Genomic DNA, 26,523 nt, shown 5'->3' on the forward strand with positions numbered 1-26,523 from the left:
ATAGCGAAAGATGCTTCAAGTCAGGCCCATCAACGCAAGCGCCATGCCGGCGAGCGCAGAACCAACAAGGACCGGCACCGGGCCAAGCTTGAAGTGGAACACAACCACGAGCGCGGCAAGGACCAGTGCCGCAGCTGCCGGGTTCACCGTGGACCAGATGGGGACATCGAGATCGAGGCCGAACGCTGTAACGGTTCTCACCTCATCGAAGACGACGTGCAGACCGAACCAGACGGCGAGGTTCAGGATGACGCCCACCACGGCTGCGGTGATGGCGGTCAGCGCGGCAGTCAGCACCTTGTTGTCGCGCAAACGCTCGATGAAGGGCGCGCCGAGGAAGATCGACAGGAAGCAGGGGGTGAAGGTCACCCACGTCGTCAACAGCCCACCAAGCGTTGCCGCCATCAATGGCGACAGCCCACTCGCATCGCGGAAAGCTCCCATGAAACCCACGAACTGCGTCACCATGATCAGCGGGCCCGGCGTCGTCTCCGCCATGCCCAGACCGTCCAGCATCTCACCGGGGGCGAGCCAGCCGTAGTTCTGAACCGCTTCCTGCGCGACATAGGCCAGCACCGCATAGGCGCCGCCGAAGGTGACAACGGCCATGACGCTGAAGAAGGCCGCAATTTGTGCGAAGACATTGGCCGGACCGAACACGGCGAACAGCAGGGCGACCGGCGCCAGCCAGAGCGCGAGGAACACCGCCGAGATGCGAAAGGCCCAAGCCCGGTTGACGCGCGTGTGATCCGGCGATTCCTCACCCAGCAGGGTATCGGCGTCATCGACCTGGACCTTGCCCACCTTGCCGTGTCCGCCGCCGCCAAGAAACGCAGGCAGGCCCGCACGCGCGCCGAAAAACCCGATCAGGCCAGCGATCAGGATGATGAGTGGGAACGGCACGGCAAAGCCGAAGATCGCCACGAAGGAGGCTGCTGCGACGGCGACCATTGCGCCATTCTTCAGGGCGCGCGTCCCGATACGGATGACCGCCTGCACCACGATGGCCAGCACTGCGGCCTTGAGCCCGAAGAACAGCGCCTCGACCGGTCCGACATTGCCGTAGAGCGCGTAGATCCAGCTGAGCGCCATGATCGCCACAACGCCCGGCAGAACGAACAGGACGCCTGCGATAATGCCGCCGAGTGTGCGGTGCATGAGCCAGCCGATATAGACGGCGAGCTGCATCGCCTCCGGGCCCGGCAGGAGCATGCAGTAGTTGAGCGCATGGAGAAACCGCTTCTCGCCCAGCCAGCGCTGCTCTTCGACGAGAATCCGGTGCATGAGCGCGATCTGTCCGGCGGGGCCGCCGAAGCTCAAGAGGCCGATGCGGGCCCAGATGCGGGTGGCCTCGGCCAGGGAGGGGAATGTGCGGTCCTGCATCAGTCGGCCTTCGGCTTGTTCGTGGGCCAGTTATGGGTCTCGTCGGTTGCGTCCCGCGCCCATCGATAGAAGGCGTCATAGAGCAGCAACCCCGCTTCGAGCTGCTCCAGATCGTCGGAATACATCCGCGACAGGCCGAGCGAAGCCGCAAGCAGACCGGCGGCCTCGGGTGCGAGGTCGAGCCGGGCCGTATCGGCGCCGCGCACAATGGCGGCCAGGCGGTCGAGGGCGGGAATGCTCAGGCCGAACTCGGCCTGCATCACGTCGAAGGTGCAGAGCTCGCCGCGGTGGCTCCAGAACACGTCCTCGATGTCGAAGGGGGACGCGTTGTAGCGTTCGGCGACGCCCACCACCTCGGCGGGCGCCACGAACAGGATGACGGCGCGGGGATCGAGAAAGCGCCGGATCAGCCACGGGCAGGCGATGCGGTCGATCTTGGGGCGCGAGCGCGTGACCCAGATGGTGCGGCCCTGCGCATCGCGCGCGGGCAGCTTCGCCGGATCGATCAGCGGCAGACCGGCGGAGCGCCAGGCCTCGAACCCGCCCTCGAGATACTCCGAGGCGCAGCCCTCGGCGCGCAGCCAGGCTGCCGTGCCCTGACTTCGCCGGTGGCCGGCCTGACAGACGGCGATCGACGGCTGACCGCTGAGTTGTGGCGCGAGGGCGGCCAGCGCCTGGTCGTCGATCCGGGTGGCGCCAGGGAGCAACCGCGGATCGGCGGCGCAATCTTCCTCGGACCGCACGTCGAGCAGGAGCGGTGCACGGGGGGTTCCGATGATGCGGGAAAGCTTGTCGAACGAAATGGCATTGGGCGCAGGCATGTGCGTTCCTCCGTCGCCGGGGTTGAACAGGAACGCGATCTTCGGCTGGCGCCTCGTGGGGAGCTCGCGGATCCCCATGGCTCCAGTTACCGGAAGCGCTCTGAAACTGTCAAGAATTGCAAAGGTCAAGCTGCCCATGCTCGGGCACTTCGGAGATCGAAGGGACCGTCCATGCCCACCCTCCGCGAAACCACCCTCACCGCGCTGCACGCGCGGCTCTCGGCGCTGCCCGCCACCGCCCTGCGCGGCGAGGTCCTGCCCGAACGCGTGCCGGCAGCCGGGTTGCTGATCCTGCGTGACGGCGAACCCGGCGAGCCCGAGGTGACGCTCTCGCCCTTGCGCTACCACTACCAGCACCGCGCCGAGATCGAGGCGGTCGTGCAAGGCGCCGACCGAGACGCCGCATTCGACACGCTGACCGCCAGCATCGGCGCAGCACTCGCCGCTGACCGCACACTGGGCGGGCTCTGCGACTGGGTCGAGGCGGAAGCGCCACAGTCCGTCGATCTGCCCGTCGAGGGCGCGGCCAGCCTGAAGGCCGCCGTAATCCCGGTGGTGCTGCACTATTCCACGGCCGACCCGCTCGGCTGATCCCGACAACCCGAGGAGAACACCATGGCACGAGCCCAGGGGGCGCGGGCGCTGATGGCGCTTGCGTTCGAGACCACCTATGGAACGCCGCCCGCGAGCGGCTTTACTCGCATGCCCTTCGCCAGCACGTCGCTAGGCGCCGAGCAACCGCTCCTCAACTCCGAACTTCTCGGCTACGGCCGCGATCCGCTGGCGCCGATCAAGGACGCGGTGACGGCCGATGGCGATGTCGTGGTGCCCCTTGACGCAGAGGCCTTCGGCTTCTGGCTGAAGGCGGCCTTCGGCACGCCGACGACCACGGGTGCGGAAGCGCCCTACACACACGAGTTCCAGTCGGGGTCGTGGACGCTGCCCAGCATGTCGATCGAGACCGGCATGCCCGAGGTGCCGCGCTACGCGATGTATTCGGGCTGCGTCCTCGACCAGATCACCTGGCAGATGCAGCGCTCGGGGTTGCTGACCGCGACGGCGCGGCTGGTCGCGCAGGGCGAGACGGTCGGGACCACGACGAGCGCGGGAACACCGGCCGCGCTGGAGCTGAAGCGCTTCGGGCATTTCAACGGGGCGATCACCCGCAACGGATCGGCCCTCGGCAACGTGGTCTCGGCCGAGATCACCTATGCCAACAATCTCGACCGGATCGAGACCATCCGCTCGGACGGGCGCATCGACGGCGCGGACCCGTCCATCGCGGCGCTCACCGGCCGGATCGAGGTGCGCTTCGCCGACCAGACGCTGGTGACGCAGGCGATCAACGGCGAGGCCTGCGAAATGGAGTTCGCCTACGTGCTGCCTTCCGGCGAGAGCTTCACCTTCACCGTGCACGCCGTCTACCTGCCGTGCCCGCGCATCGAGATCGGCGGGCCGCAGGGCGTTCAGGCCAGCTTCGACTGGCAGGCCGCGCGCGATGCCACGCTCGGGCGGATGTGCACCGCCACCCTGATCAACGACATCGAGGAATACTGACCATGATCCGTCTCGATCTTTCCGCCGAGCCGAAATGGCTCGATCTCGGGGCTGGCCTGCGCCTGCACGTCCTGCCCGTCACCACCGCGATCATGGTCGCCGCCCGCACCGATCCGGCGGTGGAAGCACTACCCGAGGAGGCAAGCAGGGAGGAGCAGGCACTGGTCATGGCGAAGGCGGTCGCCCGCCGCGTGGTCATCGGCTGGGAGGGTGTCGGCGATGCCGGCGGCAATCCCGTTCCCGTCACACCAGAAGGGATCGACGCGGCTCTGGACATCTGGCCGGTGTTCGAGGCCTTCCAGACCCGCTGCCTCGCGCCGCATCTGATGCTGGATGCGGAAAAAAACGCCTCCGCGCCCTCGCCGAATGGCAGTTCGGCGGGGGCGAAAGCTACTGCGCGGCCTGCCAAGGCCCGTGTCCGGACTGCCCGGCGCGGCTGAACCGGCCTCTGACGTATGAGGGCTGGCAGGTCTGGGATCTGGCGCAACGCCTGACCGGACAGCTTCGCATCGCGACCGGCATAGGCGGTGGTGCCGTCATCGGCTGGGACATGGGGGCAGCGCTCGCCATGGCGCGGGCGCTCGGGGTCGATCCGCTGATCGCCGCCGAATGCCTGCCCGAGATCGAGGCGGCGATGGTCCGCAAGCTCAATGAACAGATGGCGTCCGGTGGCCGGGCGTCGCCGGGGCCGGAGCGATGAACCCGGCCCTACAAGCCTCGTCCCGCTCGTCAGGAAAACTGATCCATGGCTCAGAAACGTGTCTCCGTCCGCCTCGTCGCCGAGGGCGGAAGGCAGGTGAAGGCCGAGTTCCAGGGCGTCGGCGATGCGGGCGAGAGCAATTTCAAGCGGATCGAGCGGCAGGCCGACATCACCGGAGCGGTGGTACGCCGGGTCATGGGCATCCTCGGCGCGGCGATCAGCACGCGCCAGCTCGTCGCCTATGCCGACCAGTGGACCTGCGCTCGCGCGTCGATCTGGCCACCGGCTCGCAGGAAGCGGGCGCTGCCGTGATGGACCGGCTCGCCTCGATGGCGCGGCGGACCTATTCGAGCTTGGGGCAGACCACCGAATCCTGGCTCGCCAATGCCACGGCCCTGCGCGAACTGGGGCTGACGACGGCGGAATCGCTGGATTTCACCGAGGCGCTGAACAACGCCATGGTCGTCTCGGGTGCGCGGGCGGAGCGCGCGGCCTCGGTTCAGACCGCGCTATCGCGCGCCATGGCGCTGGGGACCCTATCCGGTCAGAACCTCAACAGCGTGATCCAGAACGGCGGGCGCGTGGCGGAACTGCTGGCCGAGGAACTCGGCACCACGGTCTCGGGCCTGCGCACCCTCGGTCAGCAGGGCGCCATCACCGGCGATGTCATCCGCACGGCGCTGGTCGGCAATCTCGAACTGCTGCGCGAAGAAGCCGACAGCATGCCCGCGACCATCGGCGACGCCTTCACGCTGATCGGCAATGCCGCCCTGCAACTGGTCGGGACCTGGGATCAGATGGCGGGCGCGTCCTCGACGGTGGCCGAGGCGCTGATCCTGCTGGCCGACAATCTGGAGAGGATCGCTGCCATCGGCATCGCCTTCGCCGGCTTCATGGCCGGACGCTGGGTCGCAGCCTTCGTTGCCGCCCGTGTCGCGACCTTCAGCCTGTCGGGCGCGCTGACGCTGCTGCGCGGGGCGATCATCCGCACGGGGATCGGCGCGCTGATCGTCGGCGCAGGCGAGCTGATCTACTGGTTCGGCCAGCTCGTGAAGGGCGCAGGCGGCTTCGGTTCGGCGCTCGAGTTGATGGGCAAAGTGGCGCGCGCCGTCTGGGACGGGATCAAGGCCACGCTCGGCTCTTTCGTGGACGACTTCCGCGCCCTGCGCGCCGATGTCGAGGCAATCTGGCTGCGGCTGATGGCCTTCCTGTCGAACAGATGGGCCGATTTCCTCGGCACCATCGGACCGACCTTCAACGCGGTCGCCGAGACGATCGGTGCCGACGCGCGGATCGACTGGTTCGGGGCGCAGTCCTATGCCTCGATGCTCGATCACGCCGCCAGCAACGCTGGTGCGATGGCCGACCGCTATCGCCAGCGCGCGGCCGACACGCGGGCCGGAGCGTTCGAAGGTGTCGGCCCGGCAATGCAGGCGCTGCGCGATGCGCTGAGCGGGGATGACAGCGAAAGCGCACTCGATGATGCGGCTGCCGCCGCCGGCCGGGTAACCGATGCGCTGAACGCTTCGGAAACGGCGGCAAGGGGTGCCGGAGCGGCCGGGCGCAGCGCCGGAGAAGAGACCCGGGCCGGGGCCGAGGCTGCCGCGACCGGCTGGGCGGCGGTGAGCGAGACGCTCGCCGACTATGCCACGAAGGCAAGCGAGATCGGCGGCGACATCGGCCAGGCGCTGGTCGGGGCGTTCCGGGGTGCCGAGAACGCCATCGGCGAGTTCGTGAAGACCGGCAAGCTGAAGTTCGGCGATCTGGTCACCTCGCTGATTGCCGATCTGGCGAAGCTCGCTGCGCGGCGCTTCATCCTCGGCCCGCTGGCAGGCGTGCTTTCCGGCGTTCTGGGCAATCTCGGTGGCGGGATCTTCGCCAACATCCTGCACGCCGGCGGCATGGTCGGTTCTCCGGGACCGGGCCGCATGGTGCCCGCGCTCGCCTTCGCCAATGCCCCGCGCATGCATTCCGGCGGCTGGGCGGGCCTGAGACCCGACGAGGTACCCGCGATCCTGCAACGTGGTGAGCGGGTGCTCTCGCGGCGAGAGGCAGCGGGTTACGGCGCCACCGCCGCGCAGACTGTCAACATCACGATCAATGCCCGCGATGCCGAGAGCTTCCGGCAGTCCCGCACGCAGATCGCGGCCGACATCGCCCGCGCGGTCTCGCTCGGGCGAAGGGGCATGTGAGGCATCGTCATGGCTTTCCACGAGGTCCGGTTCCCGGACGACATCAGCCGCGGCGCGCGCGGCGGACCGGAGCGGCGCACCCAGATCGTGGAACTGGCCTCGGGCAACGAGGAACGCAACGCCAGCTGGGCGAACTCGCGCCGCCGCTATGACGTGGCCTATGGCATCCGTCGTGCCGACGATCTCGCGGCAGTGGTCGCCTTCTTCGAGGCGAGAAACGGCCGCCTTCACGGCTTCCGCTTCAAGGACTGGGCCGACTTCAAGTCCTGCCTGCCGTCGCAGACGCCGGGCGCAGCCGACCAGTCGCTCGGCACCGGCGACGGCACGACGACGCAGTTCCAGCTCGCGAAGCGCTACGCCTCCGGCGCGCAGTCCTGGACACGCAGCATCGCCAAGCCGGTCACGGGCAGCGTGCGTGTCGCGCTCGCGGGCGTCGAACAGATGTCGGGCTGGTCGGTCGATACCACGACCGGCCTCGTCACCTTCGCTCAAGCACCCGGTGCAGGCGTCGCCATCACGGCGGGCTTCGCGTTCGACGTACCCGTCCGCTTCGACACCGACGCGCTCGACGTCACCCTCGACCTCGAGCGGCTCGGCTCGATCACCTCCATTCCGCTTCTGGAACTGCGCCGATGAAGACCCTTGATCCCGCCCTGCAGGCCCATCTCGACGAGGGCACGACGACGCTCGCGTGGTGCTGGCGGATCACCCGCGCCGACGGCGTCACCTTCGGCTTCACCGACCACGACCGGACGCTGAGTTTTGACGGGACTGACTTCGAGCCCGAAAGCGGGCTCACGGCGTCCGAGGTGCGCTCGGGGTCGGACCTGTCGGTCGATGCACAGGATGCCGAGGGTGTGCTGACCTCGGACCGGATCACCGAGACCGACATCCTCGACGGCCGCTGGGACAACGCCGAGGTCGAGGTCTGGCGCGTGAACTGGGCCGACACAGGCCAGCGCGTGCTGATGCGGCGCGGGGCCATCGGCCAGATCCGGCGCGGGCGGCTCGCGTTCGTCGCCGAGGTCCGCTCGCTCGCCCATGTGCTCGGTCAGACGGTCGGACGGACGTTTCAGGCGACCTGTGACGCCGCGCTCGGGGATCAGCGATGCGGCGTCGATCTGGAAGGCCCCGCCTTCAAGGGAACTGGCACCGTGATTGATCTTATGCGTGACCGGGCGTTTACCGCCTCTGGTCTCGGCGGGTTCGCCTCCGGCTGGTTCACCTTCGGGATCATCGAATGGACCAGCGGCACGAATGCGGGGCGTCGCGCGGAAGTGCTGGGCCATGACGTCACAGATGGAATCGCGGTGCTGACCCTGCTCGAAGCGCCGGTGCGCGCGATCGTCGAAGAGGACGCCTTCACCATCCGTGCGGGCTGCGACAAGCGCATGGAGACCTGCGGGGCCAAGTTCGCCAACACCGTCAACTTCCGCGGCTTCCCGCATATCCCCGGCCAGGATGCCGTCGTCCGCTACGCCACCAAGGATGGCGGCCACGAGGGAGGCGTGCTGTGACGCAACCCCTCGCATTGTCCGACCCCGCGCGCGTCATCGCCATCGCGCGGTCCTGGCTCGGCACGCCGTACCATGACCAAGCCAGTCTCCGCGGCGTCGGCTGCGACTGCCTCGGGCTGGCCCGGGGCGTGTGGCGCGAGGTCGTCGGCCCCGAGCCGTTCCCGATCCCGCCCTACAGCCGCGACTGGGGCGAGTCCGGCCCGCGCGAAGTGCTGGCCGAGGGCGCGCGGCGCATGATGATCGAGCTGCCGCCGGCCGAGGCAGGTCTCGGCGCGCTGGTGCTCTTCCGCATGAAGCCCCGCGCCATCGCCAAGCATGTCGGGGTCCTGACGGCCCCCGACTCCTTCCTCCACGCCTATGAGCGGCTCGGCGTGATCGAGGAACCGCTCACGCAACCCTGGCGGCGGCGCATCGCCTTCGCCTTCCTGTTTCCGCAACGCTGAGTTTCACACATGGCCACTCTCGTTCTCGGTGCCGCTGGCGCCGCCATTGGTGGTTCGATCGGCGGCGCGATCCTCGGCGTCAGCGCCGCGACGATCGGCGGCTTCATCGGCTCCACCATCGGCTCGGTCGTCGACAGCTGGATCATCTCCTCGCTGGCGCCCACGCAGCGCATCGAGGGCGCGCGGCTCGACACGCTGCGCATCACCTCGGCTACCGAAGGCGCGGTGATCCCGCGGCTCTATGGCCGGATGCGCATGGGCGGCAACATCGTCTGGGCGACCGATTTCCGCGAGGAGACGAAGACCACCACGCAGGGCGGCGGCAAGGGCGGCGGGGGCGGCAAGGTCAAGACCACCGAGTATCTCTACTATGCTTCCTTCGCCGTGGCGCTCTGCGAAGGACCGATCACCGGGATCGGGCGCATCTGGGCCGACGGCAAGCCGATGGACCTCTCCGGCGTCACCTGGCGCTGGTATCCCGGCGACGAGGCGCAGACGGCGGACCCGTTCATCGCCGCGAAGATGGGCGCGGCCAGCACGCCTGCCTATCGCGGCACCGCCTATGTGGTCTTCGAGGAACTGGCGCTCTCGACCTTCGGCAACCGGCTGCCGCAGCTGTCCTTCGAGGTGTTCCGGCCGCTGGCCGATCCCGACACCGCCGAGGGGTTGACCCGCGCGGTCACCATGATCCCGGCCTCGGGCGAGTTCACCTATGCGACGCAGGCGATCCGGAAGACCGATGGCGGCGCGACGGTGCCCGAGAACCTGAACGCGCTGGCCGACTCCACCGACATGGTGGAGGCGCTGGACCGCCTTCAGGCGATGGCCCCCGCGGTCGAGAGCGTCAGCCTCGTGGTGGCGTGGTTCGGCGACGATCTGCGGGCGGGATGGTGCAAGGTGCGGCCCGGCGTCGAGGTGTCGGCCAAGTCGACCACCCCCGCCAGCTGGTCTGTAAACGGCGTGAGCCGCGCCAACGCCTTCCTCGTCAGCCGTGACGAACAGGACCGCCCGGTCTACGGCGGCACGCCGTCCGACTTCGCGGTGGTGCAGGCGATCCAGGAGATGAAGGCGCGCGGGCTGCGGGTCACCTTCTATCCGTTCATCCTGATGGACGTGCCGCCGGGCAATACGCTGCCGAACCCGTATTCCGACAACGCCGCGGAGACGGGCCAGCCAGCTTTCCCCTGGCGGGGACGGATCACCTGTTCGCCTGCAGTGGGGTTCGCAGGGACCGTGGACAAGACCGCCACGGCCGCAAGCCAGGTCGCGGCGCTGTTTGGCGCGGCCACGCCCGCGAGCTTCAGCGTCTCGGGCGAGATCGTCAGCTGGACCGGGCCCTCCGGCGACTGGGGTCTGCGCCGCATGGTGCTGCACTACGCCCATCTCTGTGCCGCCGCAGGCGGGGTGGACGCCTTCCTGATCGGGACCGAGATGCCGGGGCTGACGACGATCCGCTCGGGCGCGGCCACCTATCCGGCCGTGCAGGCCTATCGGGACCTGCTCGCGGATGTGCGCTCGATCCTAGGGGCGGATGTGAGCCTCGGCTATGCCGCCGACTGGTCGGAATACTTCGGACACCAGCCGGGCGATGGTTCGGGGGACGTGTTCTTCCATCTCGACCCGCTCTGGGCCGATCCGGAGATCGATTTCGTCGGGATCGACAATTACATGCCGCTGTCGGACTGGCGGGACGGGTTCGAGCATGCGGACGCGGCCGAGGGCTGGCCTGCGATCTACGACCGGGCCTATCTGCAGGCGAACATCGCGGGCGGCGAAGGATTCGACTGGTTCTATGCCAGCGCTGCCGACCGATCAGCGCAGGTGCGGACCCCGATCACCGACGGTGCCGCCAGCAAGCCATGGGTCTTCCGCTACAAGGATCTGCGCGCCTGGTGGTCGAACGCGCATTACAATCGCCCCGGTGCGGCGGAGAGCGCGACGCCGACGGCGTGGGCGCCGGAGTCGAAGCCGATCTGGTTCACCGAGCTCGGCTGCCCCGCCATCGACCGGGGCACCAACCAGCCCAACGTCTTCTTCGACCCGAAGTCCTCGGAGAGCTTCACGCCGCACTTCTCACGGGGCTGGCGCGATGACGCCATCCAGCGCGCCTATCTCGAGGCGACGTATCTCTGGTGGGGCGATGCCGCGAACAACCCGCTGTCCTCGGTCTACGGCGGCCGGATGGTGCACGTCCCCGAATCCACCGCCTGGACCTGGGACGCGCGGCCCTATCCCTTCTTCCCGGCGCTGGCCGACGTCTGGACGGACGGTGCGAACTGGCGGCTCGGGCATTGGTTGACCGGGCGGCTCGGCGCAGTGTCGCTGGCCGCACTCGTTCGGCACCTCTGTCTCCGCGCCGGGCTCCCCGAGTCCCGGATCGACGTCACCGAACTCTGGGGCGCGGTGGAGGGCTACGCCATCACCGCACTGGAGAGCCCGCGCGCCTCGATCACCACGTTGTCGCGGCATTTCGGCTTCGACGCGGTGGAAACCGAGGGAGTGATCCGCTTCATCAAGCGCGGCCGGGCCTCCGTTGCCACTCTCACGCCTGACGATCTGGTTGCTGCCCGTGAGGGCGACGTGCTGGAACTGACGCGCGGCCAGGAGACGGAACTGCCGCAGTCGCTGAAGTGGCAGGTCGCCCGCGCCGACGAGGATTACGATGCTGCCCTCGTCGAGGCGCGGCGCATCACCGTCGACACGACCCGGATCGCGTCCGAGAGCTTCCCAATGGCGGTGCCGCCCGAGGAGACCGAGCGCCGCTGCCGCCGCGCGCTGATGGAGGCGTGGGTGGGGCGCGAGACGGCGGTGTTCCGTCTGCCGCCCTCGCGGCTGGCGCTCGATCCGGCCGATGCGATCCGGCTGGAGCATGACGGGCGGCTAATGGACCTCCGGCTCGTCTCCATCGCCGACGCCGAGGCGCGCGGCATCGAAGCGGTTCGCCAGGACCGGGCGACCTATGATTTGCCGCCCGGCGATCCCCGCGCGGCCTCGCTGACGCGGGCCGTGGTGTTCGGCGCGCCGGATGCGGTGCTGATGGACCTGCCGCAGCTGACCGAGGACCAGCCCGCGCACCGGCCGATGGTCGCCGCGCGCGCGGTTCCCTGGCCGGGCGAGATGGCGGTGTTCCGCAGCCCGTCGACGGACGGGTTCGAACTGCTGACCACGTTCGGCAGCCGCGCCCGGATCGGCGCGCTGGTCTCGGACTTCTATGCTGGCCCCACGTCTCGCTTCGATCTCGGCAATGCGCTCGTGGTCGATCTGTTCACCGGCACGCTGGAAAGCGTCACCGATCTGACCCTCTTCGGCGGGGCCAACGCGCTCGCCATCGAGAGCGTGCCCGGCGTCTGGGAGATCGTGCAGGCGGGCGCGGCCGAGCTGCTGGCGCCAGGCCGGTACCGCCTGACCCGGCTCCTGCGCGGTCAGCGCGGCACTGAGAATGCGATGGGCAATCCGGCTCCGGCAGGCGCGCGGGTCGTCGTGCTGGACACCGCGCTGGCGTCTCTGCCGATCGCCGAGGCCGACCTCGGCATCCCGTGGAACTGGCGCGTCGGCCCGGCGAGCCGTTCGGTCAGCGACGAGACCTATGTCGCGCAGGCATTCACGCCGGTGGGCGTGGGGCTGCGGCCGTTCTCCGTCGCACATGTCGAGCAGCCGTGGCGCACGCCGCGTACGCCCGGCGATCTGACGATCCGCTGGACGCGCCGATCCCGCGCGCTCGCGGCCGACAGCTGGGGCGGGCTCGAGGTCCCGCTGGCCGAGGAACTGGAAGCCTACGAGGTCGAAATCCTCGACGGCGCCACTGTGAAGCGGGTGCTGAGCACCGCCACCACCAGCGCGGTCTACACCGCCGCAGACCAGACCGCCGATTGGGGCGCGCCGCTCGAGCCCGGTGACACGCTCGACATCCGCATCTTCCAGCTCTCCTCCCTCGTCGGGCGGGGCGCGCCGAAAACCGTCACGCTTATACTTTGAAGGCCATCCCATGTCCGACGCCACGACCCATCTCCTGCTGCCCTACATCCTCGCGGCGCAGGCCCAGAAGCACGTTACCCATAACGAGGCGCTGCGGATCCTCGACGGGCTCGTCCAGCTCTCCGTTCTCGACCGGAATCTGACAGCGCCGCCCGGCAGCCCCACAGATGGCGATCGCTACATCGTCGGCTCGGGCGCGACAGGCGACTGGGCGGGCTGGGACCTGAACGTGGCGCTCTGGACGGACGGCGCCTGGATGCGCCTTCCACCACGGACCGGCTGGCGAGCGTGGGTCGAGGATGAGGGGCTGCTGCTGGTCTACGACGGCGCGGGCTGGGTCGGCACCACGCCCAGCGAGTTGCAGAATATGGCGCTGCTCGGGGTCGGCACGACGGCAGATGCGTCTAACCCGTTCTCGGCCAAGCTGAACGCCGCGCTCTGGACCGCCAAGACGGTGGCCGAAGGCGGCACGGGCGACCTGTTCTACACCATGAACAAGGAGGCGGCGGGCGACGATCTCGGCCTGACGCTGCAGACCAACTTCGTGACCAAGGCGCTGGTGGGGCTCTTCGGCTCGGACCGCTTCCGCTTGGCGGTCTCGGCCGACGGCAGCACCTTCTTCGACGGGCTCAGTGTCGACAACGCCACCGGCATCGTCGACCAGCCCCGGCTGCCCCGGTTCAAGGCGTATACCAACTACGACAACTACGTCGGCGTCGGCGCCTGGACGAAGATCGGCCTCAACAACACCGACACCAACGATCAGGGCGCGTTCGACGCCGCGAACAACCACTTCGTGGCGCCGGTGGACGGCACCTACGTCTTCGGCGCGACGCTGCTCTACAAGATCAACGCCAGCGCCACGGCGCGGATGAGTGGGCGGCTCGTCCTGAACGGCACCACCGAAATCCGCGGCTCCCTCGGCGAAATCTCCGCCACCCACGTCTCGCTCGCCACCGCGATCTGGCTGCAGACCATGGTGCCGCTTACCGCAGGCGATACCGTCGAGCTGCAGGGGTATTTCCGGGTTGCGGACGGGTATTTCGCCGCTGATCACACGTCCTTCTGGGGCTGCAAGATTGGCTGAGCGGCGGAGTGAGGATCCGATGACACCACCCCGATCCGAGGGCTTCGTGCGCATGCCCGACGCCGAGTTCGAGGCAATCCTGACCCGCGCGGCCGAGGAAGGCGCGAAACGCGCGCTCGCCGATGTCGGGCTCGACGGCGACGAGGCCGCGCTCGACATTCGGGACCTGCGCTCCCTGGTCGACTGCATCCGGCTGGTGCGGCGCACGGCGATGCAGACTGCCGTCCGCATGATCACCACCGGCGTGATGCTGGCGCTGCTCGCGGGCATCGCCATCAAGCTCAAGATCTTCGGCGGCGGCCCGTAGTCGCTCCCCATCCCCATTCATCAGCCCGCAATGACCCGCCCTCGAGGCGGGTTTTTTCATTTCCGGAGGACTCCCATGACCACGACCTTTCACAGACACTGGCGCGACGTGCCTGAGAGCAGCTGGCGCTGGCCCAACTTCTCGCCGGCCGAGATCGCCTGCCGGGGCACCGGCAAGCTGCTGGTCAACGAAGCGGCGCTCGACAAGCTGCAAGCGCTGCGCGACCGGCTGGGCAAGCCGCTTATCGTGCGTTCCGCCTATCGCAGCCCCGAGCACAACCGTGCCGTCGGCGGCGCGACCCGGTCGAAGCACCTCGACGGCGCCGCCTTCGACATCGCCATGGCGAACCACGACCCGGTGGCCTTCGAGGCGGCGGCGCGCGAGGTCGGGTTCCTCGGCTTCGGTTTCTATCCGCGCTCGGGGTTCATCCATGTCGACCTCGGCCCTGCGCGACAGTGGGGCGAGCGGTTCCCGGTCCGGGCGACGGCATTCGCAGCCGAGACGCCGCCCGCGCGCGAAGTGCTGGCCGACAGCCGCACCATGAAGGGGGGTGGCGCGGCTGGCGTGGCGACGCTGGGCGCAGCCGGGGTCGAGGTCGCGCAGAGCGTCCTGGCCGAGACCCAGACCGCCATCCTGCCGCTGGTGCCGTATCTCGACACGTTGCGCTGGTTGTTCATCGCCGTGGCGCTCGGCGGGATCGCAGTCACGATCTACGCCCGGCTCGATGACTGGCGCCGAGGGCAGCGGTGATGGCCCCGCTCCTGACCGGGTTCGCCGCCAGCCCATGGATGCGGGCGGCTTTGCGCTACGGCGCCATCATCCTCGCCCTGCTCCTGTTCCTGCTTTCGCTTCGGCGCTCCGGCGAGCGCGCGGGACGCCTCGCTGAACGCCTTCAAACCACGGAGAAAGCCAATGATGTCCAACGCCAGATGCTGGAGGCGGCGGCTCGCCGTCCTCGCGATCGCCACGAGCTTGCTGGGCGGCTGCGCGACGGTCGGTTCTGAGACGGGCGGGTCCGGGACGTGTGCGCCCATCGTCGAGTATAGTCGGGAGTTTCAGGCAAGGGTGGCCGAGGAACTCGGGATCCTTCCGGAGAGGTCGGCCGTCGCTGAAATGCTGAGCGACTACGCCGTCATGCGCGACCAGGCGGCTGTCTGTACCAGATCCTTCGGCTGATGAAGCTGCTCGATCGGACAAGACAAGGCGTTCAGAATTTCTCGAGAAGGGCCAGTACTGCGACCACGACGAGAGCGATCCCCGTCAGACCGAGAGCCACACGCGAAATCAACGTGAGGCCGGGCAAGAGCCTGCCCATAATCGTGCCGAGGCCGGTTCGCGTCAGCACCGCGCCGCCGGCGACCGCAGCGAGAACCAGCCCCACTCCGATCAACATCATCGCGGCGAAGGCAACACCGGCCTCGGGCACACCATGCGCAACGGCAAACGTCATCACCAGAAGCGTCAGGGGGCAGGGAATGAGGCCCGCGGTGACGCCAAACGCGACACCCCGTCCATGCCCATGCCCATCCCCGTTGCCGGAGCGCAGGGCCGAGATCAACAACCAGAGCCCAACGAGCCCGAGAAGGCTTCTGCTCAAGGTTTCGAGGAAGACGGCTCTTCCGACTTCGCCGAGTGCCATCGACGCGAGCGGCAGCCCCAGAAGAACGATCAGGACGGACATCAGGATGTGCGTTGAGGCAAGAATGCCGGCGGTGCGAAGCCCGCTGGCGAACCCTGCACCGCTGCCGGCGACGAACATCGCGAGGACCATCTTGGAATGGCCGGGGGTCAAGGCATGCGCCGCACCGAAAGCAACGCCCCAGGGTACGAAGGCAACAAGCAGGCTCCAGTCGCCCGTAGCCGCGAAGGCGCGCAGCATCGTGGCGATGTCGCCGTAGATTTCGCGCTGGACGGAAACGAGCCACGCCCAGACCGCGAAGAAGAAGGCGTCAAGATTGGCCATCATCGCTGTGGATACCGCGCCTTGGTTTGCCGTCAACATGGTGCGGAGCTGAACCCATGTCCCGAAGTGATCCGGATAAAGCATCCCGGCGGCAAAGAGGAACCGTGCCTGCGGCTGGCCGCAGGCACGGGAAGCGTCAGTACGTCTCCACGACGTCGCTGTATTCGCCACGCAGCTGGATGGTCATCGTGATCGGCGTGCTGTCCCGGTTGCGCCAGAACCAGCCATGATCACCGGCAAAGGGGGCTTCGATGCTGCCTTCGCCCGAAGTCTGGCCGGCGCCACGTTCGTAATTGACCGAGTCGCCGCCACTATGGGCGTGCAGGTCGAAGTTGACCCGCCCCCCTGTCGCCGTCCACGCGTAGTCGACAACATTTCCGGCTTCCATCGTCATCTTGATTTCTGCCGTGGCCCCGGGTTCGAGGGTGAAGGTTACTTCGTCCCGCCAGGCTTCCTGCGCATGGGCCACGCCCACGAACAGGCCGAAGACGGTGTCGAGAACGCTCGAGGACCGCTCCAGCGCGCGCTGCTCGTCGAGCAGGCGATCTGCCTCGGCCTCTTCGGCCAGTTCGCGCTTGATCTCGCCCATCTCGGTCAGGCCGAGCACCCGGCCGACGCCGGTGGGGTCGATGGCATATTCGGCCGGCAGGACCACGGTAACCAGGATCGCCGCGGCGCTGATGCCTGCAATGACCGAGGAGCGGAACAGGCTCGCGCGGCTTGGTAGGTCCTCGGGGCGGGGTTGGGGTGCGTTGTTCATTCTTTGCTCCAATTCTTCAGGCCGAGGCCATGTATCCGGCGATCTGCTGGCCGGTGAGGATGACGCCGAGGACGATCATGATGATGTTTGCGACTGTGGCTTGCCGCATGAAGTTGGGGCTGCGGCGCCAGTAGCCCATGACGATCAGGATCACGGCAAGTGCAAGGATCTGGCCGATCTCGACGCCCACGTTGAACGACAGCAGATTGGCTAGCAAACCATCCTCTGCGATCTCGTACTCCATGATCTTGGTGGCGAGGCCCGTGCCGTGGAACAGGCCGAAGATCAGCGTCGCGGCCTTGGTGTTGGGCTGAAAGCCGAACCACTTCTGATAGGCGCCAAGGTTGTCGAGCGCCTTGTAGACGACCGAAAGCCCGATGATCGCGTCGATGATGTAGGCGTTGATGCCCAAGCCATACCAGACTCCCAGAAGCATCGTGACCGAATGGCCGATGGCGAAGAGGCTGACATAGATGGCGACGTCCTTCATCCGGTAGAGGAAGAAGACGACGCCGAGCAGGAACAGGATGTGGTCGTAGCCCGTCACCATGTGCTTGGCGCCGAGGTAGATGAAGGGGATGATGTTCACCCCCCAGATTTCCTGGATATAGCCCGCGTCACCTGCGGTGACGTTATGGGCCAGGGCCTGGCTGACGGTCAGCATCAAGGCCGCCAGCAGAAGAAGGATCAGGGTGGCCGTCTGGCGTATCGCCAAGGCACGCCCGACCCGGGAAGTTGGGGTCATGGATGGATCTCCGGTGTAGTGTTGCTTGATCTGTGAAGCCGCTTTGCGCGGCAGCGATCAGGCACGCGGAGGTCGTTCGATTCGGACCACGCGATAGGGACCATCGCGGGATGGCCGAAGCCCCCAGGCATCCCTGGCCCACGGCAAGAGTCCGGTGCTGTCGTCCAGGGCGGCCACGGCGTGGCTGTGATCGTGATCGACAGAATCGTGGCTGTGCCCGTGCAGCGCCCAAAGCAGATCTTCCTGAAACCCGTGCGAATGCCCGTGCTCGGCGATCATCTGGACGTGCTCTTGCAGCGTGTCGGCGATCCTGGGGACATGCGAGAGGGTGGGCAGAATCGACCAGACGACCAGCGACAGGCACAAGAATGCCGCAAATCCCCGTCGAATACTGGTCCGTTGCCGGCACATGATACTTGCCTGTCTGCTCGTCGGATCGCGGCGCTTTCTCAGCGCCGTCTTGTTCGATCCTCTGGGGGAGGATAGTGTCGTTCTATGACAAAGCCCCATGTCCACGCAACCCATCCCGCCCTGATCGCCCGGCTGAAGCGCGCCGATGGGCATCTTCGTGCCGTGATCGAGATGATCGAGGCCGGCAAGCCCTGTCTCGAGATCGCGCAACAGATGCAGGCGGTCGAGAAGGCCGTGGTGAATGCCAAGCGTGCGCTGATCCATGACCACATGGATCATTGCCTCGATGTCGAGCATTCGCCGGAGGATCGTGCCGAGTTGAAGGTCATCGCCCGATATCTGTGAGACCGCCCATGCTGGAAATCCTTGCCGACCGCACATACCGCCATCTCTTCGCCGCGCAGGTCGTGGCGCTGCTGGGAACGGGGTTGGCGACCGTCGCGCTGGGGCTTCTGGCCTATGATCTCGCGGGTGAGAACGCGGCGATGGTGCTGGGCACGGTCTTCACCATCAAGATGGTGGCATATGTCGGCATCGCCCCCATCGCCGGAGCTTTCGCGAACCGGGTGAACCGGCGGGCATTTCTGGTCGCGCTGGATCTGGTGCGGGCGGGTGCGGCACTCTGCCTGCCTTTCGTCACCGAGGTCTGGCAGGTCTATGTCCTGATCTTCCTGCTGCAATCGGCCTCGGCGGCCTTCACGCCGACCTTCCAGGCGACCATCCCGGACGTGCTGCCGGACGAAGCCCGCTACACGCGGGCGCTGTCGCTGTCGCGGCTGGCCTATGACCTCGAGAACATCGTCAGCCCGATGCTGGCCGGGCTGCTGCTGGCGGTGGTGAGCTACAATTCCCTCTTTCTTGGAACGGTGGTGGGGTTTGCGGCCTCCGCGGCGCTGGTCGTCTCGGTGCTTCTACCCAGCCCAAAACAGTCCGAGCCGCGCGGCATCTACGACCGCACGACGCGCGGCATCCGCATCTACCTCGCGACACCGCGCCTGCGCGGACTGCTGGCGCTGAACCTCGCCGCCGCCGCTGCGGGGGCGATGGTGCTGGTCAACTCTGTGGTGCTGGTGCGCAGCACGCTGGGGCTGGATGCATCCGCCCTGGCCTGGACGCTGCTGGCCTTCGGCGCCGGCTCGATGCTGGCTGCACTCGCGCTGCCGAAACTGCTCGACCGCGTGCCGGATCGGCCGGTGATGGTTGCAGGCGCCGCGCTCATGGTGCTGACGCTTCTTGGCCTCGCCGTGGTGGTCGCCGCCCTCGGCCTCAGCTTGCCTTTTCTCCTTGGCGCGTGGCTGCTGGTGGGCCTGGGGTATTCAGCGGTCCTCACCCCCTCCGGTCGCCTGCTGCGGCGTTCGGCCCACGCAGAAGACCGCCCCGCGCTTTTCGCCGCCCAGTTCGCACTCAGCCATGCCTGCTGGCTCGTAACCTATCCGCTTTCCGGCTGGCTGATGACGCAGTTCGGACCTGTCGTAGCATTGGGGCTGCTCGCGGCGCTGGCGGGCGTCGGCACGCTATCGGCACTTCGCCTCTGGCCAAAGGAGGATCCCGAGATCCTTGAGCACAGTCATGACAACCTGCCGCTCGACCACCCGCATCTGCACGGCGCGCGGCGGCATGCCCATCCATTTGTGGTGGATGAAAACCATCCCAGATGGGCATCCCAACTCTGAGCGACACGCCATGACATCCGGTGGGCTGGTCCACGGCGCGACCGTCAAGGCGCGCCCCAGAAAATCGTCCGCAAGTCAGGCTGCCTGATAGCTCGAGAACGGCTCTGTCGTCCCGTCGCGGCGAACCAGGTAGACGACATAGGCTTCCCGCTCCGACTCCGGACCCATGCCGGGTGATCCGTAAGGCATGCCAGGCACAGCGAGACCCACCGCGTCGGGGCGTTCATCGAGCAGACGCCGGATATCGGCAGCAGGCACGTGCCCCTCGATCATGTAGCCCATGACTCGCGCCGTATGGCAGGAGGCCATCTCTTGCGGAATGCCGTTGTCGAGCTTGTAGCGCGCCAGCGCAGTTCCCATGCTCTCCTCGACGGTCACATCGAACCCGTCGGCCTGCAGGATCTCGACCCAGGCCGAGCAACATCCGCAGTTGGGATCCCTGAGCACATGGAGAGCAGGTCTGGACTCGGCCACGGCCGGCAGCGCTGCCGTAACCGAGGCAGCACAGGTGCCAAGCACGAAACCGCGGCGAGAAATCAACAAACTCATCTTGGATCCTTTTGTTCATTGAAGTTGATTGCTGCAAGGAACATAGCCCACAGACCGTCCATACCCCAGTCTTCCCTTTGGTCTCATAGACAATCGACCCATCGAATCGCGACGCAATCGACGTCCGTACACGGAAGGTTGAGCCGAAGCGCATCGTTCAAGGCAAGGCTGCCCTTGACCTTCCACGAACTGGAAGCCCCATCTCTAGGGCTCACCAAATGCTCGGGAGAGTCTTCATGCAGTTCCAGATCGACAACATGGCGTGCGGCGGCTGTGCCAGGAGCGTCACCAAGGCGATCCATTCAGTCGACCCGCAGGCGAAGGTCGACATCGACCTCAACCTGAAACGCGTCACCGTGGAGTCGGGTGCCGATCAATCCGCCGTGGCGGCCGTGCTCCAGGACGCCGGATTTCCGCCGCGCCGCGCGGCGTGATGTCCTGCCGGCTGTCGGTGACGATGCCCCGAGGAACGCGCTGATGGCGTGCGGGTTGTAAGTACTGGCAGAGCGGTTTCCCCGGATGGACGAGTATCGATGAAAAGGTCGGCGCGGAGTTGGAGAATGGGATTGGCAGCGTTACTGACGCTGGCCCTCGTCCTCGTCTGGCCGCCAGTCGACCATGGGTTCGCATCATCCGATCATCACGGGGTGCAGGCAGAAATGCATGGCCACCACGCGCACGCCGAACAGAGCGACCAGGTCCTCTATCGCAATGTCACCTCTGATGGCGATTGCGCCGCTTCTGCGATCGGTTGTTGCATGATGGCGCATTGCTGTCCGGGCATTTCGGTCGGACCGCAAGACCTGCCCGTGATTGTCTGCGATGACGAGGCGACTGCTGCATCAGTTGTCCGTGGCACGGGCAGCGATCCGGGGATGGTGCTGCCGCCGCCCCGACGTATGCCTGTCTGATCGCCAATGAAATTCACACAATCAGGAAGACTCAAGATGAACATCGCAAAGACCATCCTAGCAGCGGCTGTCGCCGCAACCGCCTTCTCGGCGCCCGCTTTGGCACAGGACGCGGAATTCCAGCTCCCCGAGCAGTGCACGACAGCTGCCGCCGCAGGCGGCATGGACCATTCGGCCATGGGCCACGGTGGCATGCACGGCAATCAGGGCGGCGGCATGAACGCGGGCATGATGGAGATGATGGGCATGGGAGGCATGGACCTCGAAAGCATGCCCGAGCATGTGCAGGAGAACATGCGCAAGATGATGATCACCATGCCGGCCATGCACGAAGGCATGATGATGGAGGATGCCGACGTGGCCTTCGCCTGTGGAATGATCGCCCACCATCAGGGCGCCATCGACATGGCTGAGGTTTTGCTCGAGCACGGCGACGATCCGCAGATGCGCGCGCTTGCCGAGGAGATCATCGCGGCGCAGGGCCCCGAGATCGAGCGGATGATCACTTGGCTGGCTGAGAACGCCAACTGAGAACCGGATGGCCGCGCGGTTCAGCCGCGCGGCCACTTCCGTTTGTCGCTTCGAAATCTCTTGAGCTTCCAGTGACTGGAATCCCTATATTGGGAGGGCAAGGTCAGGAGATGCTCCATGAACATCGGGACAGCCGCCAGGCAATCGGGCCTGCCGCCCAAGACGATCCGCTACTACGAGGAGATCGGTCTGCTGACCGCCGACCGGGCTGCCAACGGGTACCGCGACTATTCCAACGAGGACGTCCACCGGCTGCGCTTCGTCCAGCGCTCCCGCAGCCTCGGGTTTTCAGTCGAGGAATGTCGGCAGCTGCTCTCCCTCTACACCGATCGCGACCGCGCCAGCGCGGATGTGAAGGCGATCGCCACCGAGAAGCTTGGCGAGATCGACCGCAAGATCGCGGAACTGACCGGGTTGCGGGAGATGCTCGGGCATCTTGTCGAGAATTGTCACGGCGACGCCCGCCCGGACTGCCCGATCATCGACGGGCTCTCGGGAAGGTCGCGCGACCATTAGGACTCAGGGGACCGGAACGATGATGGGCGACGGCATGATGTGGGGAATGGGGCTGTGGGGCGTCGTGGTCGCCATTCTCGTGGTGCTCGTCGTTGCGGCACTGGTCAAATACGTCTTCTTTCGCTGATGGTTGTGTCGTGGCGCAGACGAGGGGACCGGATGCCGGTCAAACAGCTCTCGCCCGGTCGGCATCTGTTGCCTGCATTCTCCCTGATGATCGGGCTCATGCCGGTTCCGGCTGCGGCGTTCCTCCACGCTTCCGAGACGGACACCGACTCCGGCCGCGCGCTTTACGTCGAGCACTGCGCGGCCTGCCACGGCGTCGATCTCGAGGGACAGCCCGACTGGCGCAGCCCTGACGCCAACGGCTTCTATCCGGCGCCGCCGCATGATGAGACGGGCCACACCTGGCATCACGATGACGCCATGCTCATCGACTACATCGCCCGAGGCGGTCAGGCCGTCCTGGACGACATGGGCGTGACCTTCACGTCGGGCATGCCGGGCTTCGGCTCCGTGCTGAACCAGAGCGAGATCGAAGCCATCCTGGACTACATCAAGTCAACGTGGCCCGAACACATTCGCGACGCGCAAGCGCAGCGGTCCAACGCGGCCGCTGCAGATTGACGATCTTCCGACACCCGTCAGACCTTCTGAAAGAGCCCGAAATGGAACCGCTGCACGCTGCCCCACGGCGTGCGGTGTTCGTGGCTCAGCGATCGGACGAGCCGGTATCCGCTATGAGGTCGAGCGATACCTGCGGACGGCCCTCGAACCAGCTTGTCTCGGCCTCCTCCTTGCTTCGGTAGACGCTTTCCCAGCGGTTCGGTTCTTCGGGCATCGTCAGCCCTTTACAGATCGATCCGCCGCAGTCGCAGCGCGTTCGTGATCACCGACACCGACGACAGGCTCATCGCCGCCGCCGCGATCATCGGGGACAGCAACATCCCCGTGAGCGGGTAGAGCAGCCCCGCCGCGACCGGCACCCCGAGAGTGTTGTAGGCGAAGGCGAAGAACAGGTTCTGCTTGATGTTGCGCAGGGTGGCGCGGGCCAGCTTGCGCGCCCGGACGATGCCCATCAGGTCGCCGCCCAGCAGGGTGATCCCGGCGCTTTCCATCGCCACATCGGCCCCCGTGCCCATGGCGATGCCGACATCGGCAGCAGCGAGCGCGGGCGCGTCGTTCACCCCATCGCCCGCCATCGCGATCTTGTGGCCGTCGCGGCGCAACTGGTCGATCAGATCCTTCTTGGCTTCGGGCAGGACGCCGGCGCGCACCTCGTCGATTCCGAGCTTGCCCGCCACCGCCTGCGCCGTGCGCTCATTGTCACCCGTCGCCATGATGACGCGCAGCCCCTGCGCATGAAGTTCCCTGATGGCCTGCGCGGTGGAGTCCTTTATCGGGTCGGCCACTGCGACGATGCCAACGAGCGAGCTATCGACCGCGATGAACATGGCCGTCTTCCCCTCGGCGCGCAGCGTGTCCGCCTTCACCTCGGCCGCGCCGGTGTCCAGCCCCATCTCCCGCATCATCGCGGCATTTCCAAGCGCCACCGCGCGTCCCCCGACACTGCCACGCACGCCCTTGCCGGTGACGGCGTCGAAGTCGGTCGCTTCCAGACGCGGGGCGCCCTGCGCCTCCGCCCCTTCGACGATCGCCTCCGCCAGCGGGTGCTCCGAGCCACGCTCGAGCGCTGCGGCGAGCGACAGCAGGTCGGTCTCGGTGATGTCCGCAACCGCCACGGTGTCCGTCAGCTTCGGCTTGCCCATGGTCAGCGTGCCGGTCTTGTCCACGATCAGTGTGTCGACGGCCGCCATGCGTTCCAACGCCTCGGCGTCCTTGATCAGCACGCCCGCCTGCGCGCCGCGTCCCGCCGCCGTGGTGATGGAGATCGGCGTCGCGAGTCCGAGCGCGCAGGGACAGGCAATGATGAGGACCGAAACGGCGGATGCGATGGCGAAGACCAGCGCAGGTTCGGGGCCGACGGTCAGCCAGACGACGAAGGCTATTACGGCGATGGCGACCACCGTCGGCACGAACACCGCCGAAACACGGTCGGCCAGACCCTGGATCGGCGCGCGGGACCGGCGCGCGTTCGACACCATGGCCACGATCTGCGCCAGCACGGTGTCGGAGCCGACCTTGCCCGCCTCGATGATCAGAGAGCCGTTCTTGTTGATCGTGGCACCGGTCACCGCATCGCCCGGACCCTTTTCGACCGGCATCGACTCGCCGGTCAGCATGCTTTCATCGAGCGACGAGCGGCCTTCGATCACTACACCGTCGACCGGGACCGCATCGCCAGGGCGTACGCGAAGCCGGTCGCCTTCTATGATGTTCTCGAGCGGCGCGTCGTATTCGGTACCGTCCGGCAGGATGCGCCGCGAGGTCTTGGGCGCGAGGTCCAGAAGGGCACGGATCGCATCCCCGGTGCGTTCGCGTGCGCGCAGTTCCAGCACCTGGCCCACGAAGACCAAAGCTACGATCACCACCGCCGCCTCAAAGTAGGTACCGACGCCGTGGCCCATCCGGTACTGTTCCGGAAACACACCGGGCAGGAAGGTGGCGACGAGCGAGTAAAGGTAAGCCGCCGCCACGCCGAGGCTTATCAGCGTCCACATGTTGGGGCTGCGGTTCAGCACCGAATCCCAGCCACGGCGGAAGAACGGCAGCGCCGCCCAGAGGATGATCGGCGTCGCCAGCACGAACTCCAGATAGCTCGCCGTCTGATGCCCGATCCAGTCGCGGACCGGCAGCGCCACCAGTTCGCCCATCGTCAGGATGATGAGCGGCACCGCCGCGGCGGCAGAGATCCACATCCGCCGCGTGAAGTCGGTCAGTTCCTCGCTGGGCTCGTCCGAGGGGACCATCGGCTCCAGCGCCATGCCGCAGATCGGGCAGGCTCCCGGCGCGTCACGGACGATCTCCGGATGCATCGGGCAGGTGTACTGGACGTTCGCCGGAGCAGCCTTCTTTTGCCCTGCGGCACGACCCGAGGCGTAGAACCATGGATCGGCCTGGAACTTCGTCTGGCACTTGCCCGAACAGAAATGGAAGTCCTTTCCGCCGAAGTTCTCTGTCCGAGAATCCGGCTTCAGGGTCACCGTCATGCCGCAGACAGGGTCGATGGTCGTCGGGCCAGTTGCAGGCGCATCGTGGTGCGTCGGCATTTCGTCGTCGGTGTGGGCGTGGCCTCCGTGGGGATCGACGGTGGACATGGGGTTCTCCTTCTGCGGACGCGCCGCGCGAAGGCCAATGCACGGCCTTCGAATTCAATGTGCTCCTTCCCGTGACTGGAAGGTCAAGGGCAGATCGTGCCGTAAGTTGGGATCGCACGACGAGGCCGGTCGGACATCATCACAAGATCCCGCTATGGTAACGCATGCACGCGATTGCGGCTTGGAAAGGTTTTCTCTGATGAGTCGTCTGTCGCATTCAGAAATCCACATGGTGCATCGCATCGGCTGGTTGCGCGCGGCCGTACTCGGGGCAAATGACGGCCTTGTTTCAACTGCGAGCTTGGTAGTCGGGGTCGCCGCGGCCGGATCTGGTCGTCCCGAAATCCTGATCGCCGGACTTGCCGGCCTCGTCGCCGGAGCGATGTCGATGGCTGCCGGCGAATACGTCTCCGTCAGTTCACAGACCGACGCCGAACAGGCCGACATCGCGCGCGAGACGCGGGAACTGAAGGATACGCCCGAGGCGGAGCTGGAGGAGCTCACACGCATCTACGTCGGGCGGGGGCTTGATGAGGGACTTGCCCGCCAGGTTGCGGTCCAGCTGACCGCAAAGGACGCACTTGCCGCTCACTCGCGTGACGAACTCGGCATCTCGGAAACGGTCACCGCGCATCCGATCCAGGCTGCCCTGGTGTCGGCGGCGACCTTCGCCGTCGGGGCGGTCATCCCGCTCATCATTGCGGCGCTCGTGCCTGCCACTCAGATCACTCTCATCGTCGCGGTCACTACTTTGATCGCGCTTTCGGTGCTGGGCGGACTCGGTGCCTCAGCCGGAGGTGCGGGCATCGTAAAGGGGGCCGTCCGTGTCACCTTCTGGGGCGCGCTTGCCATGGCCGCGACCGCAGCGGTGGGGATGCTCTTCGGTGTGACTGTCGGCTAGGCCGGTAGGGGAGTTTTGATGGGGACAGCACTACGGGGTCAAAGTGATTTCTGGAAGTCGCCACTGGCACCCAAAGAATACAATGATTTCAATGGCTTGAGGTGGAGAAGGTTGGATATCAGGCCCATCCCCTCCGCCATTCCCTTCAGTAGTCGAGGCAAAATGACTTGAAGATCCGCGGGACTGCGGCGCATTCGGTGTCCTCATGCACTTACCTAACACCCGTTGCTTCCTCTCTTTCTCCGGAGCTGATGACTCCGTTGTGATGGTACGGCCCAGGCAGGAGCGACCGCATTTAGCCCAAAGCGGCCACTTGGACAGCGGCACCACTCGGCGACTATTACTGGCATCGCGCGTTGCATG

Annotated in this window: 31 protein-coding genes; 22 read left to right on the plus strand and 9 right to left on the minus strand. The window is 66.8% G+C overall.

The features are described 5' to 3' along the window. Nucleotides 1–15 precede the first annotated feature (15 nt). Both chrA and BT183_RS09840 read right to left on the minus strand, forming a co-directional pair. Nucleotides 16–1,383 (minus strand): chromate efflux transporter, encoded by a 1,368-nt coding sequence (gene chrA, locus BT183_RS09835; RefSeq protein WP_072342202.1) that lies wholly within the window; start codon nucleotides 1,381–1,383, stop codon nucleotides 16–18. Beyond that, nucleotides 1,383–2,204, minus strand: a complete 822-nt coding sequence (locus tag BT183_RS09840; protein WP_072344539.1) for a chromate resistance protein ChrB domain-containing protein — start codon at nucleotides 2,202–2,204, stop codon at nucleotides 1,383–1,385. The genes chrA and BT183_RS09840 overlap by 1 nt, the downstream gene beginning before the upstream one ends. Nucleotides 2,205–2,375: 171 nt before the next feature. On the opposite strand from BT183_RS09840, the gene BT183_RS09845 reads away from it, so the two are divergent. From BT183_RS09845 to BT183_RS09905, 14 genes are all read left to right on the plus strand, one after another. Next, complete coding sequence (locus tag BT183_RS09845) at nucleotides 2,376–2,795, plus strand: acyl-CoA transferase (RefSeq protein ID WP_072342205.1); 420 nt, start codon at nucleotides 2,376–2,378, stop codon at nucleotides 2,793–2,795. Nucleotides 2,796–2,819: 24 nt separating this feature from the next. Further along, nucleotides 2,820–3,761: a phage tail tube protein gene (locus BT183_RS09850; RefSeq protein WP_072342208.1), complete on the plus strand. Its 942-nt coding sequence runs from the start codon at nucleotides 2,820–2,822 to the stop codon at nucleotides 3,759–3,761. 2 nt (nucleotides 3,762–3,763) lie between these two features. Next, a complete protein-coding gene (locus BT183_RS09855; protein ID WP_072342211.1) occupies nucleotides 3,764–4,201 on the plus strand; it encodes a hypothetical protein in 438 nt (145 codons plus the stop codon). Between the two features lie 98 nt (nucleotides 4,202–4,299). Continuing rightward, entirely contained in the window at nucleotides 4,300–4,461 is a 162-nt protein-coding gene (locus BT183_RS09860; RefSeq protein WP_425290574.1) for a DUF7697 family protein, read from the plus strand. A gap of 45 nt (nucleotides 4,462–4,506) precedes the next feature. Beyond that, on the plus strand, nucleotides 4,507–4,773 hold the full coding sequence (locus BT183_RS20935; protein WP_210185463.1) for a hypothetical protein: 267 nt from the start codon (nucleotides 4,507–4,509) through the stop codon (nucleotides 4,771–4,773). Further along, nucleotides 4,713–6,653: a tape measure protein gene (locus BT183_RS09865; protein ID WP_210185464.1), complete on the plus strand. Its 1,941-nt coding sequence runs from the start codon at nucleotides 4,713–4,715 to the stop codon at nucleotides 6,651–6,653. The genes BT183_RS20935 and BT183_RS09865 overlap by 61 nt, the downstream gene beginning before the upstream one ends. Before the next feature lie 9 nt (nucleotides 6,654–6,662). Beyond that, the gene (locus tag BT183_RS09870) at nucleotides 6,663–7,289 is read left to right on the plus strand and encodes a DUF2460 domain-containing protein (protein WP_072342213.1); all 627 of its coding nucleotides are present in this window, start codon (nucleotides 6,663–6,665) and stop codon (nucleotides 7,287–7,289) included. Next, nucleotides 7,286–8,170: a DUF2163 domain-containing protein gene (locus tag BT183_RS09875; RefSeq protein ID WP_072342216.1), complete on the plus strand. Its 885-nt coding sequence runs from the start codon at nucleotides 7,286–7,288 to the stop codon at nucleotides 8,168–8,170. Before BT183_RS09870 ends, BT183_RS09875 begins: the two co-directional genes overlap by 4 nt. Beyond that, a complete protein-coding gene (locus tag BT183_RS09880; protein ID WP_072342218.1) occupies nucleotides 8,167–8,613 on the plus strand; it encodes a C40 family peptidase in 447 nt (148 codons plus the stop codon). Before BT183_RS09875 ends, BT183_RS09880 begins: the two co-directional genes overlap by 4 nt. A gap of 9 nt (nucleotides 8,614–8,622) precedes the next feature. Continuing rightward, entirely contained in the window at nucleotides 8,623–12,588 is a 3,966-nt protein-coding gene (locus BT183_RS09885; RefSeq protein ID WP_072342221.1) for a baseplate multidomain protein megatron, read from the plus strand. A gap of 10 nt (nucleotides 12,589–12,598) precedes the next feature. Next, the gene (locus BT183_RS09890; protein WP_072342224.1) at nucleotides 12,599–13,675 is read left to right on the plus strand and encodes a DUF2793 domain-containing protein; all 1,077 of its coding nucleotides are present in this window, start codon (nucleotides 12,599–12,601) and stop codon (nucleotides 13,673–13,675) included. A 52-nt stretch (nucleotides 13,676–13,727) separates the two neighbouring features. Continuing rightward, nucleotides 13,728–13,982, plus strand: coding sequence for a DUF6127 family protein (locus BT183_RS09895; RefSeq protein WP_198590314.1), 255 nt, complete (start codon nucleotides 13,728–13,730; stop codon nucleotides 13,980–13,982). Between the two features lie 75 nt (nucleotides 13,983–14,057). Next, nucleotides 14,058–14,732, plus strand: a complete 675-nt coding sequence (locus BT183_RS09900; protein ID WP_072342226.1) for a YcbK family protein — start codon at nucleotides 14,058–14,060, stop codon at nucleotides 14,730–14,732. Continuing rightward, the gene (locus tag BT183_RS09905; RefSeq protein WP_244545297.1) at nucleotides 14,732–14,986 is read left to right on the plus strand and encodes a hypothetical protein; all 255 of its coding nucleotides are present in this window, start codon (nucleotides 14,732–14,734) and stop codon (nucleotides 14,984–14,986) included. Before BT183_RS09900 ends, BT183_RS09905 begins: the two co-directional genes overlap by 1 nt. A 203-nt stretch (nucleotides 14,987–15,189) precedes the next feature. Here the strand turns inward: BT183_RS09905 and BT183_RS09915 are convergent, their stop codons facing one another. The 4 genes from BT183_RS09915 to BT183_RS09930 form a co-directional block, all read right to left on the minus strand. After that, entirely contained in the window at nucleotides 15,190–15,948 is a 759-nt protein-coding gene (locus BT183_RS09915; RefSeq protein WP_143145750.1) for an ABC transporter permease, read from the minus strand. A gap of 133 nt (nucleotides 15,949–16,081) precedes the next feature. Continuing rightward, the gene (locus BT183_RS09920; protein ID WP_072342235.1) at nucleotides 16,082–16,705 is read right to left on the minus strand and encodes a transmembrane anchor protein; all 624 of its coding nucleotides are present in this window, start codon (nucleotides 16,703–16,705) and stop codon (nucleotides 16,082–16,084) included. A gap of 16 nt (nucleotides 16,706–16,721) precedes the next feature. After that, nucleotides 16,722–17,450, minus strand: coding sequence for a HupE/UreJ family protein (locus tag BT183_RS09925; protein WP_072342238.1), 729 nt, complete (start codon nucleotides 17,448–17,450; stop codon nucleotides 16,722–16,724). A gap of 57 nt (nucleotides 17,451–17,507) precedes the next feature. Further along, on the minus strand, nucleotides 17,508–17,816 hold the full coding sequence (locus tag BT183_RS09930; RefSeq protein WP_143145751.1) for a hypothetical protein: 309 nt from the start codon (nucleotides 17,814–17,816) through the stop codon (nucleotides 17,508–17,510). A gap of 129 nt (nucleotides 17,817–17,945) precedes the next feature. Between BT183_RS09930 and BT183_RS09935 the strand changes: the two genes are divergently transcribed. Continuing rightward, complete coding sequence (locus tag BT183_RS09935; protein WP_072342244.1) at nucleotides 17,946–18,206, plus strand: metal-sensing transcriptional repressor; 261 nt, start codon at nucleotides 17,946–17,948, stop codon at nucleotides 18,204–18,206. Nucleotides 18,207–18,214: 8 nt separating this feature from the next. Further along, on the plus strand, nucleotides 18,215–19,534 hold the full coding sequence (locus tag BT183_RS09940; RefSeq protein WP_072342247.1) for an MFS transporter: 1,320 nt from the start codon (nucleotides 18,215–18,217) through the stop codon (nucleotides 19,532–19,534). A 75-nt stretch (nucleotides 19,535–19,609) separates the two neighbouring features. Here the strand turns inward: BT183_RS09940 and BT183_RS09945 are convergent, their stop codons facing one another. After that, entirely contained in the window at nucleotides 19,610–20,083 is a 474-nt protein-coding gene (locus tag BT183_RS09945) for a DUF411 domain-containing protein (RefSeq protein WP_072342250.1), read from the minus strand. A gap of 236 nt (nucleotides 20,084–20,319) precedes the next feature. Here BT183_RS09945 and BT183_RS09950 point away from each other — a divergent pair, with 236 nt between their 5' ends. The 5 genes from BT183_RS09950 (at nucleotide 20,320) to BT183_RS09965 (ending at nucleotide 22,668) form a co-directional block, all read left to right on the plus strand. After that, entirely contained in the window at nucleotides 20,320–20,517 is a 198-nt protein-coding gene (locus BT183_RS09950) for a heavy-metal-associated domain-containing protein (RefSeq protein WP_072342252.1), read from the plus strand. Between the two features lie 126 nt (nucleotides 20,518–20,643). Then, on the plus strand, nucleotides 20,644–20,994 hold the full coding sequence (locus BT183_RS20475; RefSeq protein ID WP_143145752.1) for a hypothetical protein: 351 nt from the start codon (nucleotides 20,644–20,646) through the stop codon (nucleotides 20,992–20,994). A gap of 36 nt (nucleotides 20,995–21,030) precedes the next feature. Beyond that, the gene (copM, locus tag BT183_RS09955; RefSeq protein WP_072342255.1) at nucleotides 21,031–21,525 is read left to right on the plus strand and encodes a CopM family metallochaperone; all 495 of its coding nucleotides are present in this window, start codon (nucleotides 21,031–21,033) and stop codon (nucleotides 21,523–21,525) included. A 117-nt stretch (nucleotides 21,526–21,642) separates the two neighbouring features. Continuing rightward, nucleotides 21,643–22,041, plus strand: coding sequence for a Cu(I)-responsive transcriptional regulator (gene cueR, locus BT183_RS09960; RefSeq protein ID WP_072342258.1), 399 nt, complete (start codon nucleotides 21,643–21,645; stop codon nucleotides 22,039–22,041). Between the two features lie 159 nt (nucleotides 22,042–22,200). Further along, nucleotides 22,201–22,668: a c-type cytochrome gene (locus tag BT183_RS09965; protein WP_177282482.1), complete on the plus strand. Its 468-nt coding sequence runs from the start codon at nucleotides 22,201–22,203 to the stop codon at nucleotides 22,666–22,668. A gap of 85 nt (nucleotides 22,669–22,753) precedes the next feature. Here BT183_RS09965 and BT183_RS21160 read toward each other — a convergent pair whose 3' ends face one another. Beyond that, nucleotides 22,754–22,882, minus strand: a complete 129-nt coding sequence (locus BT183_RS21160; RefSeq protein ID WP_280173928.1) for a hypothetical protein — start codon at nucleotides 22,880–22,882, stop codon at nucleotides 22,754–22,756. Between the two features lie 10 nt (nucleotides 22,883–22,892). Beyond that, nucleotides 22,893–25,259 (minus strand): heavy metal translocating P-type ATPase, encoded by a 2,367-nt coding sequence (locus BT183_RS09970; RefSeq protein WP_425290557.1) that lies wholly within the window; start codon nucleotides 25,257–25,259, stop codon nucleotides 22,893–22,895. A gap of 199 nt (nucleotides 25,260–25,458) precedes the next feature. On the opposite strand from BT183_RS09970, the gene BT183_RS09975 reads away from it, so the two are divergent. Next, nucleotides 25,459–26,160 (plus strand): VIT1/CCC1 transporter family protein, encoded by a 702-nt coding sequence (locus BT183_RS09975; protein WP_072342260.1) that lies wholly within the window; start codon nucleotides 25,459–25,461, stop codon nucleotides 26,158–26,160. Nucleotides 26,161–26,523: the final 363 nt, after the last annotated feature.

This window comes from Devosia enhydra (assembly GCF_900119845.1).
GTDB lineage: Bacteria > Pseudomonadota > Alphaproteobacteria > Rhizobiales > Devosiaceae > FPKU01.